This is a genomic window from Cytophagia bacterium CHB2 (genome assembly GCA_030263535.1).
Lineage (GTDB): Bacteria > Zhuqueibacterota > Zhuqueibacteria > Zhuqueibacterales > Zhuqueibacteraceae > Coneutiohabitans.
The window spans coordinates 12,544-31,054 of sequence record SZPB01000021.1; the positions used below are offsets into that span (position 1 = coordinate 12,544).

At 52.2% G+C, this 18,511-nt stretch carries 14 protein-coding genes and 1 tRNA gene; 7 read left to right on the plus strand and 8 right to left on the minus strand.

All coding sequences use genetic code 11. The features are described 5' to 3' along the window. The first annotated feature begins 6 nt into the window (after positions 1-6). Entirely contained in the window at positions 7-798 is a 792-nt protein-coding gene (locus tag FBQ85_03990) for an esterase family protein (protein MDL1874318.1), read from the plus strand. Then, positions 635-3,871, plus strand: coding sequence for a peptidase S9 (locus FBQ85_03995; protein ID MDL1874319.1), 3,237 nt, complete (start codon positions 635-637; stop codon positions 3,869-3,871). The genes FBQ85_03990 and FBQ85_03995 overlap by 164 nt, the downstream gene beginning before the upstream one ends. A 64-nt stretch (positions 3,872-3,935) precedes the next feature. On the opposite strand, the gene FBQ85_04000 is transcribed toward FBQ85_03995, so the two are convergent. Continuing rightward, on the minus strand, positions 3,936-4,943 hold the full coding sequence (locus tag FBQ85_04000) for an NUDIX domain-containing protein (GenBank protein MDL1874320.1): 1,008 nt from the start codon (positions 4,941-4,943) through the stop codon (positions 3,936-3,938). A 331-nt stretch (positions 4,944-5,274) separates the two neighbouring features. On the opposite strand from FBQ85_04000, the gene FBQ85_04005 reads away from it, so the two are divergent. The 4 genes from FBQ85_04005 to FBQ85_04020 all read left to right on the plus strand — a co-directional run bounded on the left by FBQ85_04005 (position 5,275) and on the right by FBQ85_04020 (position 8,931). Next, entirely contained in the window at positions 5,275-5,838 is a 564-nt protein-coding gene (locus FBQ85_04005; GenBank protein ID MDL1874321.1) for a hypothetical protein, read from the plus strand. A 123-nt stretch (positions 5,839-5,961) separates the two neighbouring features. Further along, entirely contained in the window at positions 5,962-7,176 is a 1,215-nt protein-coding gene (locus tag FBQ85_04010; GenBank protein ID MDL1874322.1) for a divergent polysaccharide deacetylase family protein, read from the plus strand. 17 nt (positions 7,177-7,193) lie between these two features. Further along, on the plus strand, positions 7,194-7,910 hold the full coding sequence (locus FBQ85_04015; protein ID MDL1874323.1) for a pyridoxine 5'-phosphate synthase: 717 nt from the start codon (positions 7,194-7,196) through the stop codon (positions 7,908-7,910). Between the two features lies 1 nt (position 7,911). Then, entirely contained in the window at positions 7,912-8,931 is a 1,020-nt protein-coding gene (locus FBQ85_04020) for a hypothetical protein (GenBank protein MDL1874324.1), read from the plus strand. 21 nt (positions 8,932-8,952) lie between these two features. Here FBQ85_04020 and FBQ85_04025 read toward each other — a convergent pair whose 3' ends face one another. Both FBQ85_04025 and FBQ85_04030 read right to left on the minus strand, forming a co-directional pair. After that, a complete protein-coding gene (locus FBQ85_04025) occupies positions 8,953-9,570 on the minus strand; it encodes a hypothetical protein (protein MDL1874325.1) in 618 nt (205 codons plus the stop codon). A gap of 108 nt (positions 9,571-9,678) precedes the next feature. Next, positions 9,679-10,266 carry a hypothetical protein gene (locus tag FBQ85_04030; GenBank protein MDL1874326.1) on the minus strand — a complete coding sequence of 196 codons (588 nt, stop codon included), beginning with the start codon at positions 10,264-10,266 and terminating at the stop codon, positions 9,679-9,681. A 152-nt stretch (positions 10,267-10,418) separates the two neighbouring features. Here FBQ85_04030 and FBQ85_04035 point away from each other — a divergent pair, with 152 nt between their 5' ends. After that, entirely contained in the window at positions 10,419-10,952 is a 534-nt protein-coding gene (locus FBQ85_04035) for a DinB family protein (GenBank protein ID MDL1874327.1), read from the plus strand. 157 nt (positions 10,953-11,109) lie between these two features. Here the strand turns inward: FBQ85_04035 and FBQ85_04040 are convergent. The 5 genes from FBQ85_04040 to FBQ85_04060 form a co-directional block, all read right to left on the minus strand. Beyond that, positions 11,110-11,187 (minus strand) — tRNA-Pro (locus FBQ85_04040). 7 nt (positions 11,188-11,194) lie between these two features. Continuing rightward, positions 11,195-11,869, minus strand: a complete 675-nt coding sequence (locus FBQ85_04045; protein ID MDL1874328.1) for a glycosyltransferase family 2 protein — start codon at positions 11,867-11,869, stop codon at positions 11,195-11,197. A 138-nt stretch (positions 11,870-12,007) separates the two neighbouring features. Continuing rightward, on the minus strand, positions 12,008-12,487 hold the full coding sequence (locus FBQ85_04050; GenBank protein ID MDL1874329.1) for an SRPBCC family protein: 480 nt from the start codon (positions 12,485-12,487) through the stop codon (positions 12,008-12,010). A 111-nt stretch (positions 12,488-12,598) separates the two neighbouring features. After that, the gene (locus tag FBQ85_04055) at positions 12,599-16,081 is read right to left on the minus strand and encodes a DNA polymerase III subunit alpha (GenBank protein MDL1874330.1); all 3,483 of its coding nucleotides are present in this window, start codon (positions 16,079-16,081) and stop codon (positions 12,599-12,601) included. Between the two features lie 175 nt (positions 16,082-16,256). Further along, complete coding sequence (locus FBQ85_04060; GenBank protein ID MDL1874331.1) at positions 16,257-17,177, minus strand: tetratricopeptide repeat protein; 921 nt, start codon at positions 17,175-17,177, stop codon at positions 16,257-16,259. Positions 17,178-18,511 lie beyond the last annotated feature (1,334 nt).

Sequence of the window (18,511 nt, forward strand, 5' to 3'; positions counted from 1 at the left end):
AATCGCATGAAATTCATTTTTGCACCTGGCAAATCAAAGGCCTCTCCTCGCTCAGGCCGGCTGGTTTTGCACACACAATTTGCGTCAAAAATTTTAAACAATAAACGTGACGTGATGGTCTGGTTGCCGCCGGGTTATGACAGCAATCGCTCAAGACGCTATCCGGTGTTGTATGCTCATGACGGCCAAAACCTGTTTGATCCCCAAACGGCCTATATCGGCATCGATTGGCAAATTGGAAAGACCGCGGAAGCCTTGATCCAGCAAAAACGGGTCAAGCCTTTCATCATCGTCGGCCTCTACAATACCCCCGCGCGGCAGGAAGAATACACCCCCATTCACGGCCGGTCTTATGCGGAATTCATCATTCGCGAAGTTATGCCGTTTATCGATCACCAATATCGCACCGCGCAGGAACGCATGAAAACCGGCGTGCTGGGCTCTTCTCTCGGCGGTTTGATTTCATTTTATATGGCCTGGTGGTATCCGGAATACTTCAGTATGGCAGGTTGCCTGTCCGCTTCGTGGATGTGGCAGGGCGCGCGCGTTTTTAAGGATATTGCTCCGCTGATGAAACCGCGGCAGAAAATGAAGATCTACATGGATCACGGCAGCGAGGGCGTCGAAGGCAACAATGCCGCGATTTTTTACAAGATGCGCAACACACTCGTCGCAAAAGGCTTTGCGCTTGGCAAAGATTTGGAGTATTTTTACGGCGTGGGCGATCGCCATGATGAAGCGTCTTGGGCGAGGCGCGTGTGGCGCCCACTCGAATTTTTCTTTGGGACAGCTCATTGAGGAAATCAACATGAAGATCACCTCTTTATCCCGCCGCTGTTGGTCGCCGCTCATTTTTGCTTTTGTCTTGATTGCCGCTCCGCGCCTGCAAGCCCAATACTTCGGGCAAAACAAAGTGCAATATGAAAATTTTAAATTCGAAATTCTCAAAACCACGCATTTTGATATTTATTTTTACCCCGAAGAAAAAGAAGCGGCTGAGCACGCGGCCCGTTTGGCCGAGCGCTGGTATGCGCGTTTGGCATTTATTCTCCAGCATGAGTTAAACGGCCGGCAGCCGTTGATTCTGTATGCCAGCCATCCGCATTTTCAACAAACAAATACCATCAGCGGCGGCATTGGTGAAGGCACCGGCGGCGTCACTGAAGCGTTGAAACGGCGCATTGTGTTGCCGTTCGCCGGGCCGATTGCAGAAACCGATCACGTCATCGGCCATGAGTTGGTGCATGCGTTTCAATACGACATCACCGGCGTGAACAGCGGCAGCGGATTTCGTTCACCGGCCGGCTTGCAACTGCCTTTGTGGTTTATGGAGGGTATGGCAGAATTATTATCGATTGGATCTGTTGATCCGCACACGGCGATGTGGATGCGCGATGCTGCCAAAGCGGATAAGCTTCCCAAAATCTCACAACTCGAGGACCCGCGTTATTTCCCTTATCGCTACGGCCAGGCGTTGCTGGCTTATGTCGCAGGCCGCTGGGGCGACGGCGTCATCGGAGATTTGCTCAAGCAATCCGCAAAAGGGGGGAATCTCGCACTGGCCATTCGGCATGTGCTGGGCGTAAGCCCCGACACGTTGTCGATGGAATGGCATCAAGCCGTGCGCGAGGCTTACAAGCCTCTGCAAACAACTACCGATACAGCGGACAAATATGGCCGTCAAATCATCAGCAAGAAGCAGAATGCCGGTGAGCTTAATGTCGGTCCGGTGTTAAGTCCGGACGGCAAACTCATGATTTTCTTTTCAGAAAAAAATTTGTTTTCCATCAATCTGTTTCTGGCAGACGCGGAAACCGGAAAAATCAAACGCAACCTCGTGCGCGCTGAAATGGATCCGCATTATGAAAGCCTCGGCTTCATCAGTTCCGCTGGAGCATGGGATTTCAAAAGCGAGCGCGTGGCCTTTGGACTGATTACGAAGGGCCGGCCCGGCCTCTCGGTGCTCGATGTTCGAAGCAACAAGGTGGTGCGCGAATTTCGCTTCCCGCAACTCGGAGAAATTTTCAATCCCACCTGGTCGCCGGACGGCAGATTCATTGCATTCTCGGCGTTGGTGCAAGGCATGACGGATCTTTTCATCTTTGATTTGAAGGCCGACAGTCTGCGCCGTGTGACGCGCGATTTCTATTCGGATTTGCATCCGGCATGGTCGCCGGACGGCAAACATATCGCCTTTGCCACTGATCGTTTTTCGACAACTCTGGATAATCTCAACATTGGCAACTATCGTCTGGCCCTGTATGAGGTGGCTTCCGGACAAATCTCTCCGGTGCCCGGGTTTGCAGCCGGCAAGCATCTCAATCCACAATGGTCTCCCGATGCCGCCAGCATTTATTTTTTGTCGGATCGCACGGGCATCACGAATATTTATCGCGTCGAGCTTGCCTCGAACAAGCTCTTGCAGATTACCAATCTTTACACCGGCGTGAGCGGCATCACCGCCACGAGTCCCGCGCTTTCGGTAGCTGCCAAAACGAATCGCATGTCGTTCAGCGTGTATGAAAATGGCGATTACAACATTTATTCAATCGACTCCCCCGAGGTGTTGACGGGAATGCCGGTGACAACGGAAATGGCTGACTTAAATGCTGCAGCGTTACCGCCGCTTGAACGGGTATCCACCATGCTCGATTCGACAATTAAGAATATTTCACTCGGGTTGCCCGGCGAGAAGTCGAATGAAGTTCTGCCCTACAAATCAAAACTCGCACTGACGTATGTGAGCCAGCCGTTTCTCGCCGCCGGCTACGATAGTTATTATGGCGCGCAAGTCGGCGGCGGCATTTCGTTTTTTTGGAGCGACATGCTTGGCAATCACAACCTGGTGCTGGTGACGCAAGCGCAAATCGACGGATCATTCAATGATTTTGCCGCGCAGTTGGGCTACTTCAATTCAACGCGCCGCTGGAATTGGGGCGCGAGCATCCAGCAAATTCCATACATCTCAAGCCAGTTTCTCGCTGGCTCCGGCACGATTGACGGTTCGCCGGTTTACGTCGAGCAGGAATTGCGTTATCGTCAATTGAATCGCGAGATCGTCGGCCTGTTGGCCTATCCGTTCAACCGCGCGCAGCGCATGGAATTCTCCGCCGGCCTGCAAAATATCTCATTCGATTTGCAGCAGCGCACGCGTGTCTATTCCTACACCACCGGCCAGATGCTATCCGATCAAAAGGTTGATCTACCCGCGCCTGGCGGCCTCAATCTCGCGAGCGGAAGCCTGGCGTTGGTTTACGACACCTCGATCTTTGGCGCAACAAGCCCCATCATCGGACAAAGCTATCGCCTGGAATTTTCCCCGATACTCGGCACCGTCAAGTTCAACAATGTTCTGCTGGATTATCGGCGCTACTTGATGCCGCTGCGGCCTTTTACTTTTGCCACGCGCATTTTTCATTATGGCCGCTACGGGCAAGACAGCGAGACCGACCGCTTGACGCCGCTGTTTCTCGGTTATCCCGGGCTTGTGCGCGGCTATGATAGTAATTCGTTCAGTCAAAGTGAATGCAGTGGGAACGATTGCCCTACATTCGACCGGCTCATCGGCTCTAAAATTGCGCTGGCTAATTTTGAAATGCGTTTTCCGTTGCTGGGTCTGCTGCATGCCGGACCGGGCTATTATGGTTTCCTTCCGCTTGAAACCGCCGTGTTTTATGATCTGGGGGTGGCGTGGACCAAAGCTGAGGAAGCGGCGTTCTTAGGTGGGAGTCGTGAATTTGTGAGAAGCTATGGCGCGACGGCCCGGCTAAATTTACTTGGGTATCTTGTGCTACAGCTTGATTATGTCAATCCGATTGATCGACCGCAGAAGGGATGGTATTGGCAGTTTAATTTTACCACGGGATTTTGATCAAAGCCTCTCGGGCTTTGACGTAATGAAGAAAATTGCTTTTGGGCATCTTTGGCGCCTGCTATCAAAATTTGTTACTCGACTCTCTCCATTTTTGCAGCGCCATTTCCACACTCTCGGTGGCGAGATTTTTGGGCAACTCGGACCAATGAAAAAACTGCGCATCTTCCGCATCATCTCCAGCCGTAAGAACGCCGCCATGAATTTCACCCACAAAAATCGCTTTCAAAACCGATTGCTCGGGATTGAGCATGCTGGGAAAACCCATCGTGCAAAGCAAACGAGAAAGTTTGATTTCCAGGCCCGTTTCTTCTTTAACTTCGCGAATCGCAGCTTCTTCGGCGCTTTCATTGAAATCAATGTGGCCGCCCGGCAAGGCCCAATCGCCACTGCGCGGAGGAAGTTTGCGCTTCACCAACAAAATACGGCCCTCCGCATCGGTGACAATCGTTTCCGCAACGGGAATGGGATTGTGAAAATGAACGTAATGGCATGTGGGGCACGCGGGGTATTCGCGATTGCCGATGAGACGGCGTTCCAGGGCGCAACGGCAGCGCGGGCAATAATGCACGGCCGTGGCCGGGCCGTTGCGAATATACAACCATTGTTCCAGCGCGCTGCGTCCGGGGGGGAAGGCCAATTCCGGCAGACGATACATCGAAAACCAATCGACTGCTTCGGCGTCATCGCCCGGCTTAAGTTCGCCGCCGATAGTGCGACCACGATAGATCAAAACCAAGTGGCTGCGCCAGTCGTGAATAATGTCGCTGTAGGTGCCGATTAGCGCGACCGCTTCGACTTTGAGACCGGTTTCTTCTTCCACTTCACGAGCCGCCGCTTGTTCTGCAGACTCACCGAAATGCAAAAAGCCGACCGGCAAGCTCCATTTACCCGCTTCCGGCGGATTCTTGCGGCGAATCAGCAAAATCTTTCCACTTTCTTCGATCAAACAACCAGCAGCAGGAATGGGATTGTTCCAATACGTCCAATGGCATTGCGGACAGGCAAGACACTCGCGGAATTCGTGTTGTTTTTTTTGCAGGGGAGTTGCACACTGCGGGCAAAATTTCATAACCCACCAAGCGGTTCATCGTCTTATGCTTACACGCGCGCACATAAATCGAACGCAAGGTAACAAATATTGTTAGTACAAACAAGAACAAGTTGGAGAAAATATCATACTCGGAAGTTTCATCCCATGCGATTGATCGTGAACGAGAATTAAGCCTTGACCTGAAGCTCGACTTATTCTATATTTACATGCGCTTTTGCGCGCGGTTTTGGCAATGATAATTGAGCGCTTGCGCGCGGTACACATTTTTTCGTTGAAACATGTCCGGATGATTTATCGAGTCGGGGATTGTCGCCCGGTGAAAAAAATATGTGCTGAGCTGCTGGTTTGTATGGCCGTACTGATCGGTTGCGAGAATCCCTTTGCCACGCGCACACCTGAGCCGCCGGATGATTCGGGAGGAAATCGTTGGATTCCGCCGTTTGCCTCGGAACTCGTGCTGGAAAATTTGCGCAACGCGATCGCCGATCAAAATGTTGAAAATTATTTGCGCTGCTTTTCAGATTCCTCACGCACCGGCAAGCGCTTTCGCTTTGATCCCGAGGCGACAGTTGCAAATCAGAATCCCGGATTGTTCACGAGTTGGGGTTTGTCGCAAGAACGCGATTATTTCTTGCAATTGCGTGCGGCCTTGCCGGCAGATTCCGCGCGCAGCCTGCAACTTGATTCGTTGCAGACTATTGTTTTGGGCGATTCAGCAATTTTTTTGAGAACGTATGATTTGATTGTGCGGCACCGGCGCCAGAGCATCGGCGTCCCCGGACGTGTAGCGGGGGAGTTGCGCTTTTGGCTGATCAAAGATCCTTTTGGAGAATGGTCAATATACCGGTGGGCTGATTTCAGCACCGGACAGGCGCTCACGTGGAGCAGCCTGAAAGCCGCTTTTGTGCGTTAACTCGTTCGTTAATGAACCTGACAAATCGTATAGAAAAACTTCAAGGGATTTCGACACTTTCTTGTCAAACCAACTGGCGAAGCCCAGGACTGATGCCGTAACTCATAAACGCTAAAAACTCTCGTGGCGAAACGCCTCAAAAGATCGGTGCACCAAAAAATCCGATCCTATTTCTTACCCTCGTTTGCTGTGCCGCGCTGGCAATTGTTGTTGATCGGAACATTTGCCCTTTTGATGGCAGCATTAGTCGTGCTCGATCAATACCTGCGCAAAGACCAGCGTGCCGCGATCGTTCCTCCTGCAGCGCAATCTTCGTTCAAGCTCAAACAACTCACGCCTGCTGAACGCGTGCGATTTGCCGCCGTCGATCGTGTTCTGAGTGAAGCGGGTATACAGCCGCATCGTATGAGCGAGCGCGACCGCGTGTTGATCGTCTCCATTCCGGCAAATATTGCGATTGCCGAGCTGGCGCAGTCGCTGATAAAACGCGCGCAACAACTCGGCGCGACGATCATCAGCATTCAGGACAAACTGCCCAACGGAGGAGCTGAGATTGTATATGCGGTTGCGAATGCTGCGCCGCAGAAAATTCTGTTGTTGCCCGACTTCGGGAAAAATACTCGCGCCGGCCTCCGGCGTTCCGGCAAAATCGCTTTGATTATCGATGATTTTGGCTATCAAGAGCAACAAGCCGTGGCAGGTTTTTTCAGCCTGCCGTTTTTGATTACTTATGCCGTCATTCCCGGGTTGCCGCATTCCGAACAAATCGCCAATCATTTGCATCGCCTGGGCAAGTCGGTAATCATTCATATGCCGATGGAAGCGTTAGATCGCAAGGTTGAACAAAACGGTTTTGAATTGCTGGTTCGTTTGCCGGCCGGGGAAATTCGCAACCGCGTGCGCAAGGCGGTAAAGGCCGTGCCGCATGCCGAGGGCATGAACAATCACATGGGCTCGCGCGCTACCACAAATGAGGCGTTGCTCACGGCGTTGTTTGCAGAGTTAAAGCAGGCCGATTTGTTTTTTGTCGATAGCCAAACCAACAATGAAACGCGGGCCTATGCGCTTGCCGGCAAGGCTGGAATCGCGGCTGCGCTTAACGATACCTTTTTGGATAACATCGATACCGTGCAACATATCAAACAAAAATTGCTTTATCTTGCGGATCTCGCCGGCGAAAAGGGCGAGGCGATTGGCATTGGCCACCCGTATCCCAATACCCTGAAAGCCTTGAATGAAGTCGGGCCGCAATTACAGCAGCAAGGCATAACGTTTGTGCTTGTGCGTGATCTTGTGCGCCAGGAGCAGAAACACGTTTCGAACTTAGCCGTGCAATAAACCCTTCGGAGGAAATGATGGTTCGTTTGGGAGTGAATGTTGATCACGTCGCAACCGTGCGTGAGGCCAGGAAAGACCGGCAACCCGATCCCGTGGCCGCGGCGATGGTGGCGGAAATGGCCGGCGCCGATGGTATTGTGTGCCATTTGCGGGAAGATCGCCGCCACATCAAAGACAAAGATTTGTATCTCTTGAAGGAAATGGTGAAGACGCATTTGAATTTGGAAATGGCGGCCACGGATCAAATGGTGAAAATCGCGCTCGAAGTTGTGCCGGACATGGTGACCCTGGTGCCGGAACGCCGCGAGGAGATTACCACCGAGGGCGGTTTGGATGTGCTCAAAAATCAGGAATATCTCGAAGAGACAGTTGCGACTTTGCAGAATCACAACATCATCGTGAGCTTGTTTATTAATCCCGATATCCAACAAATCAAAGCCGCGGCCCGCGTGCGCGCGGATTATGTTGAGTTGCATACCGGCGCTTATGCGCATGCCGAAAATCTCAACATCATTAGTGATGAGTTGGAAAAGCTGCGCGCGATGGCGTCTGCCGCGGCCAAGCTGCGCTTGGGGGTGAGCGCAGGACACGGCCTGAATTATCAAAACGTGAGGGAGGTCGCGGCCATCCCCGAAATCGAGGAGCTGAACATTGGGCATTCCATCGTCGCACGCGCCATTCTGGTCGGCATGGAGCGCGCGGTGAGAGATATGCTGGCATTGATGAAGAAATAACGTGCTCCGAAACGCAAACTTCCGCAGAGCATTGGCGGCGATTGTGATAAGCGGCGCGCTGTTTTTTCTGCTGGCGTCGTGCACTAGTCGCGAAAACGATTATGCCAACCTGCTTGCCTTTCGCCAGGCTTGCGCGAAGGCTTTGGGCGAGCGCAGCGGCAGTATTCTCGTGATGAATCCGCACAACGGTGTGTTGTGGGCCGCTGTCAATGAGACGCTGGGCGTACAAAAATCAGCCCGGCCCGGCTCGATCTTCAAACTTGTAACAGCGCTGAGCTTGCTCCGCAATGGCACGGTTAATCCGGCGGAGCAATTTCTTTGTGAGGGACAAATCCAGATAGATGGCAAAACCTATCGTTGCTGGCTGAGAGAGGGGCACGGCGAGCAGAATCTCCTGCAGGCTCTGGCAAATTCATGCAACGTCTATTTCTATCAAGCCGTCAGGCATTTGCCCTCCGAACAGCTCACCAAAACGGCGCGTCAACTGTTGCTGGGCGAATGCACGGGAATCAACTTTGCGCAAGAAGATTGCGGACAATTGCCGGAATGGGTGTCGCCAGAAGAAAGCATTAGTTTTGCCATCGGTCACGCGCGCGCCATGGCCGTGACCCCGGTACAGATGTTGCGCCTCGTCGCAGCGCTTGCCAATGGCGGAAGGTTGTATCGCCCTTTTTATCCAACTGGCGCAGAAGCTTGGAGAAATTCTCGGCCGGAGCTGCAAGGCTCGCTTCCCTTCGGAGATGAGCTGCGTTATATCAAAGAGGGGATGCGGCAAAGTGTGGTTTATGGCACGAGTGTCAATGCAAGCGTGCCTGAAGTGATCGCAGCCGGAAAAACCGGCACGGCAGCCGAGTATTTTGGCAGCAAAACAGCGGCCTGGTTTATTGGCTTTGCACCATTTGAAAAGCCGGAGATTGCGATCGTCGTATTTTTGGAAGAGGGGCGAGGCGCGTTAGATGCCGCGCCGATAGGGGGGAGGGTTTTCCAGGATTACTTTGCGCTCAAGAAAAGCATGAGATAGCCGCTACCCGTCACCGTCCGATTACGGAATGCCGTATGATTTCATTGTCTCCAATTTTCCCAAATCAATAAGCGCCAGTGCAGCTTTCAGATCGGCCGGTTCAAGTTGATAGCCGTTTACTTCGACGACGAAACGATCGGCCACCAAAACATTTAACACGCTGCTTTCTGGATCGGCTTTCTCATAGCCGCGATAACCGTGATAGCTGATCGTTCTTTCATAGCCCGCGTTTGTTTTGCGATCGAAATCGTTCATCGCCCAGGAAAAAATCGTCATGCTTGCCAGGCTTTGCCGCGAACCAAGATCGGTGATCTTGATCGTCAGGCTGCGGCCTTCGTCGTCGTCATATTGCGCTTCGGCCGTTGACATGGTGAAACCGAATGCCGCTGAGGTTTCACCGGTAGTCGCTTCACGCTCCAACGTGAGCACATTCTCGGGTAACATTGCCTGCAAGTCATGAAAATCGACGGGAGTGACCTTGCGTTCGGTTTGCGCGGGCGGAACTACCGATTGTCCAAACTCGCGGCTCGCGTCAGGAAGGCGCCGGATGGTTTCGGGTTTTTGGTTGTCCTGCTGATTTTGAGTGCAGCAGAGCGCAAGCAAACAGGCGCAGCATACGATGATCGTTTCGCGTTTCATTGAGCCACCGTGATGCTTTACAGAATTATTCTCTGAAAATATTGCCTGCGCTCTTTAGCACAATTCTTGATCAAAAGCAATTGGAAATTTCCCCGCGCGGCGAATGGGTCATTCTTGTGAGATAACCTCGTTCGTTCCCGCGGCAATTCTGACTTTGCGCGAGCTGCCATCGTTGGTGCGGATGGTGAAGCTATAAACCGGTCCGCTATCGCCATCTTTGAGTTTCCACTCAATGGTCTCACCGGGCGTTGTTGCCAGCGCAGCCTGTTCAGCCGCATCACGCACGGTTAGATCCGGAATCTCGGCGGGCAGTGTTTTGCCTTCGCTTTCGAACTGAGCCGTAACGTCTTCGCGTTCGATAATTTCGCCGTTGGCGCCGTTAATTTCGATTTCAAAGATGCCGCTTTCGTTTCTAAGCCCGAGCTCGTAGGTTACCACGCCGTTCTCATGCTCAACCTGTCCCTCGAAAATCTTGCCGCCGCTTATTTCTTTTTGGGCGATTTCTTCGATTTGCCCACGGTCAAGCTGACCTGTGCTGGCAGTTTCCGGCGCTGCGGTTTGCTGTTGATCAGCGCTTTGCTGAGAATCTGCCGGTGCCTGTGCTGCGGACTCTTGCTGAGGTTTTTCACAAGCAATAATTGCGACAGCCAGAGCTGCGACCATGAATTGCCGAAGCTTGAAATTGACGGACTTCATACGTGACTCTCCTGAAAGATTTGTCTGTGGATGGGTTTAAGAACATGGTAATATAGCAACAACCTGGGAAAACGGCGAAAAACTAAGTATATTTTACGCGACGCGCGAGGTCGCAACTCAATATCCTAAACCAAAAGCGTGGATTTGTTCATATGAAAAAAAATCTTATGGAAGCGCCCCAAAAGCATTTGAGCGGATTCCTGGACAGAAGCTTGCAAGCTCTTGAAAAACAGGTATTAGATATCCCTGTGGAAAAGTGGGACTTGAAAGTGAACGCGGAATCGTGGTCAATCGAGGAAATTATTCATCATTTAATTCTTGTCGAAGTACAACGGTTACAGCAGCTCAAAGACTTACTTGAAGGCCGGCGTGAAAGTGCACCGGCGCGCGCTGAAATTCAGAAACCGAACTTCGACCAAATTCGCCACCGCGAGAGTCCTGTTAAAACCCGTGAGGAGATGGAGCCATCGCCAGGCATTCCAGCCAAAGTTTTGCTGGCGGGACTGCGCCGCGCGCGCAACGAGACCATGGATTTTGTACAAGCCGCTGATCTTACTCAATTGGAACACGTGTGGCTAAACACGATTTCACTTGGCCCGCTGAACGGGGTGGAATTCATTGAATTCCTGGCAGCCCATATGGAGCGCCACGCAAAACAGATTGAGGACGTCCGGAAATCGATTTAATATTCACACGACGATTTTTTGGGGGGAATAACACAGAGGAATGCCAATATTCAATATACTCGATTCTCTGTTATGTCAACAAGATGGTGGGTTAGAAAATTAACCCCCATTCTGGCTCTTCCCTTTTGGCACATATTCATATTAGTTTTAATAAAATTAGTCGGGGCGAGAGGATTTGAACCTCCGACCTCTTGGTCCCGAACCAAGCGCGCTAGCCGAACTGCGCTACGCCCCGATCTCGACTAATTGCGAAAGTACAATTTTACAAATCGACGAATATCTCTTAATCCGCGAATGTGGCTTTTCTCTCCGGCATATACGGTTGAAACCGGAACGAATTCAAGCCGCAATCCACCTTGACAAGCCTTGATCAATATCTCTGATTCTGTTTCATACCCCGCCGTGTCAAGCTCGACGACATTGATCAATCGTCGGGAATAGAGTCGAAAGCCGCACTGGCTGTCTTTGATGTTCTGCCCGAGTTTGAACGAGAGCAAGGCGCTGGTGATCCGGTTGCTGGCGATCCGCGGCAAAGGCATGACGCGAGGATCAAATGCACGATACCCAATAATCAAATCAGTTTGCCGCTCACGAAACGCTTGAAGGAATCGTGGAATCTCGTACGGGTCATGCTGGCCGTCGGCGTCGAGCGCCACAGCAGCGCATGCTGACGTTTGATTCTTGATGTACTCAAATGCCGTGCGTAACGCCGCGCCTTTACCGCGATTGTGCGGATGACTTATCACGCGTACCCCGGTTTGTTTCAAGCGCTGGGCCAAACCGTCCGTCGAACCGTCATCAACCACCAGAATCTGGTCATTTTGGATATAACGGCTGACGTCATGCACAACTCGGACAATCGTATCGCCAGGGTTGTATGCCGGAATCACTGCCATGATATCGCTGACAAGACTCATGGGTGATCAGCCATGCCAAATAACAATCGTGTTTGCAAAGCGACTGCTACATTAGAAAAAAAAGAGGTTTTTTGCAAGCACTTTGTTGTGATAACTTGAGAAAAATTTAGGTCTCTACGCCGTCCCCAAAAGGGGCTTTTAGAAATCAGATCGTGCAAATTCGCTATTCGACAGCCGGTTGAGCGAATCGATAATGTCATGGAGAGAAGCTATATACTGGCGCCGCAGAAATGCCAGATTTTTAATGCGTCCGAACTTGCTGCGCGGCTCATATTCACATTGGAGGCCGATTCTCGCCTCAGCCGGGGATTGCTCGCCGAGATCGAAAACCAATTGGAACAACTCGATCCCGTGCAACACGCCGCTGCGCTGCACCGGACGTAAACTGAACCGTTCGCCCTCGAGCCATTCCGTAATCTCAAATTCAACGTTTTGCGTGTGCTCTTCTGGATTCAATTGCGCCCGCCAAATGCCACCGACGCCCCGCGGGTTTCCTCGCATATGCTGCACACTTGTAACGCTCTCCACCCATCGCGGCGTGTTATCAAACGTTGAGACAATATGCCACAACCGCATGCGCGGTTGCGCCAAAATTTGAGAGATGGATAGAATCGTCATGTCTGCAAGTCCTTGCTCGTTCACGTTTGTTCATCGACTCCTCCACCCTCTCGGCTGCGCGATCACGGCGCCGGCATCCATGACACGCGCAAAATAACCCTGGCCAAAACACTAGCCCATCGCCGCGCGCTTGCGCGGGTTTTGCGTGTTTTCACTCGGAACCGCAATCTCAAACTTGACCGCCTCCGGTCCAATATTTTCACGCACAAACTTCACGAATTCCGCATTCGGCCGCACTTTCAAGCTGCGCGATTGAAAATCATAAATGGGCAAATCCTTCCCGCTCACGCGAAAATAAAGGCTGCAAACGCCTTGATGAATGCGCAAGGTTTGCGACAGCCGCTGCACCAGCATGTCATTTAATTTGTCGATTGGCATGTCGAGCAAAACTTTTTTGGGAATGGTTTGCCACGCCTCGTCGATGCTCAAAACTTTTTCAACCATGATCTTGGCGGGCTCTTCTTCATCGCGGCTCGAGGTGCGGCCGACAATCACCACGGCGTTGTCAACTTGCAATAAATCGCGATGCAAGCTCAGCGCATCACTGAAGACGATGGCCTCGGTGCTGCCGGCGTAATCTTCCAGAGTCACAAAGGCCATTTGATTGCCTTTGCGATCCAGAATCGTTTTCACATTGGTGACCATGCCGCACACCATGACTTGCACGCCGTCGCGCATGCCTTCCAAATCCTGCAAACGCTGCTTTGAAAATAGATTCACTTCCACCGCGAAACGGTCGAGCGGATGGCCGGAGAGATAAAGCCCGAGAAATTCCTTCTCGCGCTTCAAGCGTTCGTCCGGCGGCCAATCCGGAACTTCCGGCAGAGAGGGCGACATTTCCATTTCAGCGGGCGCGTCGTCGAATATGGAAACCTGGCCGCGAAACCGGTCATCTTGCTCACGCTGCGCAAAGGACGTCGCCGCATCCAGCCCGAGCAAGAGTTGATTGCGGTTCGGAGAAATCGTGTCGAACGCGCCGGCTTGCACCAGGCTTTCCAAAACTTTCTTGTTTACCACGCGCAAATCGACGCGGCTGCAAAAATCAAAAATCGAAGTGAACCTCCCTCCCTTTTGCCGAGCCGCAATTATGCTTTCAATCGCGCCCAGGCCGACGTTTTTCACCGCGCCCAGACCGTAACGGATTTTCTGATCGACCACGACGAACTCGGCCAGACTCTCATTGACATCCGGCGGCAAAACCGTCACGCCCATGCGCCGGCATTCATCGATCAACGTCACGATGCGCGAGGTATTGCTCATTTCGCTGGTCAACGTCGCCGCCATGTATTCGGCCGGGTAATGCGCTGTGAGATAAGCGGTTTGATACGCCACCAGCGAGTAACCCGCGGCATGTGACTTGTTGAAACCGTAGCCGGCAAATTTATCCATCAAATCAAAAATTTGATTGGCAATCTTCTCGGAAATGCCGCGTGCGGCTGCACCCTCGACGAATAATTTGCGCTGCTGCTGCATCAGCTCTACGATCTTCTTCCCCATCGCGCGGCGCAACAAATCCGCGCCGCCCAGCGTGAACCCGGCGAGATCGCTGGCAATGCGCATCACCTGCTCCTGATAAACGATGATGCCATACGTTTCTTTCAAAACCGGCTCGAGCAACGGATGCAAATATTCGATCGGCTTCGTGCCCTGTTTGCGTGCGATGAAATCATCGATCATGTCCATCGGCCCCGGACGATACAGCGAGTTCATGGCGATGAGATCGTCCAGGCATTGCGGCTTGAGCTTTTTGAGATATTCGCGCATGCCCGAGCTTTCGAATTGGAACAAACTGATGGTTTCGCCGTTGCCGAAAATGGCGTATGTCGCAGCATCGTCCAGCGGGAGGTTGTCGATATCAAGATCGATACCGCGCTGCTGGAGCATCTTTAAGGTTTTGTCGATCACCGTCAGCGTGCGCAGGCCGAGAAAATCCATCTTCAAAACGCCGATGGTCTCGAGCGCCTTCATATCATACTGCGTGGTGATGTCGCCGGTGTTCGATTTGTACAGCGGCGTGTAATTCGTCAACTCGTCGGGCGTGATGACGACGCCCGCCGCATGCGTCGAAGCATGCCGCGCCAATCCTTCCAGCACTTTGGCGTAATCGACAAGCTGCTTGTTGGTTTGATCGCCTTCGATGAGATCACGCAGCTCGTTGACGCTCTCCAGCGCCTTGTCAAGCGTGATGCCGATGGTCGCAGGAATCATTTTGGCGATTCTATCGACGTCGCTATAGCGCATCTTCATCACGCGGCCCACGTCGCGAATCACGGCGCGCGCCGCCATGGTGCCGAACGTGATGATTTGTGTGACGTTTGCTTCGCCGTATTTTTCGCGCACGTACGCGATCATCTCCTCGCGGCGTTCATAACAAAAATCAATGTCGATGTCGGGCATCGTCACGCGCTCGGGATTCAAAAAGCGCTCAAAGATCAAATTGTATTTGATTGGATCGATGTTGGTGATGCCGATGCAATAACTCACCAAACTGCCGGCCGCTGAGCCGCGCCCGGGTCCAACCGGAATGCCCTTGGCGCGCGCGACACGCGTGAAATCTTGCACGATGAGAAAATAGCCGGCGTAGCGTGTTTGTTTGATCACGGCCAGCTCGTGCCTCAAGCGCGCTTCCAGTTCTGGTGTTATCTCTTTATAGCGCTGGCGCAAGCCTTCGTAGGCGAGCATCTCAAGATATTCATCAAGCGATTTTTGTTTATGCTCTTCCGGCAAGGCGAATGAAGGCAAATGCACCTTATCAAAATCCAGCTTGAGATCGCATTTCTTGGCGATTTCTTCCGTGATGTTCAGCGCTTCCTCTTGATGGGGAAACGTGGCTTTCATCTCGTCAGGGGATTTGAAATAGATCTCGTCGGTAGTGTAGCGCAAGCGATTGGGATCGTCGCGATCCTTGCCGGTTTGCAGGCAAATCAGCACGTCATGCGGCTGCGAATGCTCGCGCTTGAGGTAATGCGTGTCATTGGTGATCACCAGCGGAATGCTCAACTCGCGGCTCAACTCAGTGACTTTCTCGCGCACCTCATCTTCTTCGGGAATGCCGTGTTTGTGGATTTCGAGATAATAATCGTCGCCGAACAGCTCGCGATAGTCCAATGCAATTTGTTTGGCGCCTTCATAATTATTCGAAAGCAAAGCTTGCGCCACCTCCCCTTTCAAGCAGGCAGAGAGCACGATAATGCCTTCGTGATATTTTTGCAGGACTTCACGATCGATGCGCGGTCGATAGTAAAAGCCTTCGAGATATCCGATCGAAACCAAACGCATGATGTTTTGATAGCCCTGAAAATTTTTGGCGAGCAGAACGAGATGGAAGGATGTGTCGGCCATGCCCCCTTTTTGCGCAACCTTTTCTTTGCGGCTGCGCGGCGCGATGTAAGCTTCGACGCCGATCACCGGCTTGATATCGGCCTTTTTGCAGGCTTTGTAGAATTCCACAGCCCCGCACATGTTGCCATGATCGGTGAGAGCCAATGCCGGCATGTGATAACGCTTGGCCGCATTCACCAAATCTTTGATGCGGCACGCGCCATCGAGCAAGCTGTAATGCGAATGATTGTGGAGATGAACGAATCCAGACATGATTGCAGAGGTGTAAATGATGAGATTGAGAAGTTTGATCAAACCGACGGCGAAAGTAGAAAACTAATGGGGCAATTGCAACAGGATTTCGAGCCAAATCAGTTTCTTTTATTGCGGCAAACAAAAAAAGCCAGAGCACAATGCCCTGGCTTTTCTTTGTCAAAGTCAGTTAAACTCAAGCGCCAAGTTGCTTCAGATACTTTACCGCTTTCTTGGCTGAGTTGGAGTTGCTGGCAAAAGTCATCAACGCATTCAGCTCCGAGCGCGCCAGTTCGGTTTCGCCGGCTTTCATGTAGGCGATGCCGATCATCAATTGCGCGTCGTTGGATTTGTTGTTGCCGCCCAGGGCCAGCACTTTCTGGAACTCGGCGATGGCTTGATAGTAATTGCCTTGCGCGAAGTAAGCTTCGCCGATCCAATATTGGCAGTTGTCAATCAGTTGCGAGCTGCCGCCGCGCGCCAGCAACTCACGAAATTTGCGAATGGAACGGCCGTAGTTGCGCACGTAATAATCATCCAAAGCATCCTGATAGTAGGCGCCATATTCGGTATTATAAACTTTGGAATCATCGACGATCTTCGCGGGCAAGGCGGGCTGTGCGCTGGCGATCTGCTGCGTCTGCGAGGCCGTTTCCAACGCCGCGATCTGATAGTTGACATTCTTAAGCTCGTTGCGCAAGCTGTCAATCGCGCGATCTTTGCTGGATGAAATCGTGGAAAGCTCTTCGACTTGCGCACGCATGCTGTTGAACAACTCGGGCGTCAGGAAACTCTCCGCCTGGTTGCCGCCGGTATTCGATTCCGGCATATCCGTAAACATGCCGCTGGACATGTCATCGTCAGCCGGGGCGGCCTCGCTTTCGTTCTCCAACATATCCAACCGGCTGAGAACGTCGCTGTCACTGAACGCGCCCGAGCCTGTGACTTCGCCTTCCGGTCCGAATGTGTCCTGCCCGGCAGGCATTTCGGTATTGTCGCCAAATTCGTCTTCAAAGCCGACGTTCTGCACTCGTCCGCTGCATACCACGAAGAGGCCGACGACGACCAAGAGTAATGAAAAAAGCGACGTGCCTAAAATCCGCTGTGTCTGCGTCATGATGTTTGCTCCTAAGATCAAGTTGTAAAGTCAAAGAGGTGGCGCCCGATCCTCAAAAAACGTCCTGTTGTAACGTCAGTCACGAGACATAAATACTAAGGAACACCATTTAAATAACATACCCATTTCCTGTAACCGCTAATTAACGCGAATGTACGCTAACCTATTTCTAATTCGCGTTTATTAGCGTTCATTCGCGGTTTGAGATATGCGAAGTTATTTATTTCTAATTCGTCAACAACTACCCCGCCGCATTCCCTGCCTCTGCCAGCAACTCTTGCGCGCTTTTTAAATGCGTTTCTGAAATTTTCTCGCCGCCCAGCAGGCTGGCAATGGCCTTAACCCTCTCTTTCGCGGCCAGGCGCCGCACACTCGTTTGGGTGCGCTCGCCGCTCATTTTCTTTTCGACGAGAAAATGACTAATGCCCATACTTGCAATTTGGGGCAAATGCGTAATGCAAAGGATCTGATGCGAATTTGCCAGTTTTTGCAAACGTTTTCCCACGGCATGCGCCACCCGCCCCGAGACGCCGCTGTCGATTTCATCAAAGATCAAAACCGGAATTTCATCGCGTTCCGCCAAAATCGATTTCAACGCCAGCATGATGCGCGAGATTTCGCCGCCGGAGGCAACCTTGACCAGCGGCGCAGCTTCCTGGCCGCGATTTGCCGATATAAAGAATTCGACATTGTCTATGCCCTCACGCGTGGCTTTGACCTTTTGCTGCTTGACTTCGACAAAGCCGTCTGCCTGCGACTGCACGGAGAGCCGGACTTCGAATGTCGCAGAGGGCAAGCCCAACTCGGCCAGAACTTCCGGCACCGCGGTTTGCAATTGCTTGGCTGCCTCCCTCCTTTTCTTGGAAAGTTGCAGACAAAGCTTTGCGCAGGTTTGCTCAGCGGCTTGCAGGCGCTGCGCCAAGTCCGCCAGCGTTGTGTCAAAATTTTCAAATTCCGCGCGAGATTTTTCCAGGCGCTCAAAGTGTTTCAACACTTCGGCCATGGAGCCACCGTATTTGCGTTTGAGTTTTTGCAAATCGGCCAGGCGTTGCCGCGCTTGTTCGAGGCGATTCGCGTCAAATTCGATGCGCGCTTGATACCCCTGCATCTCTTTTACCGTCTCGCGTACGGCAATCTCCGCGGCTTTGAAATCATTGAACAGCGTCTGCAAACTCGCATCGATTTCAACCAACTCGCTTAATGCTTCACCAGCGGTGCGCAGTTGCAGTTGCGCCGCAGTCTCACTCTCTTCTAAAACATGGGCGATTCTCGCTGCCAACTCGGCGCGATGCTCAGCATTGCCCAACAGCTTTATTTCCTCCGCCAGAGTTTCC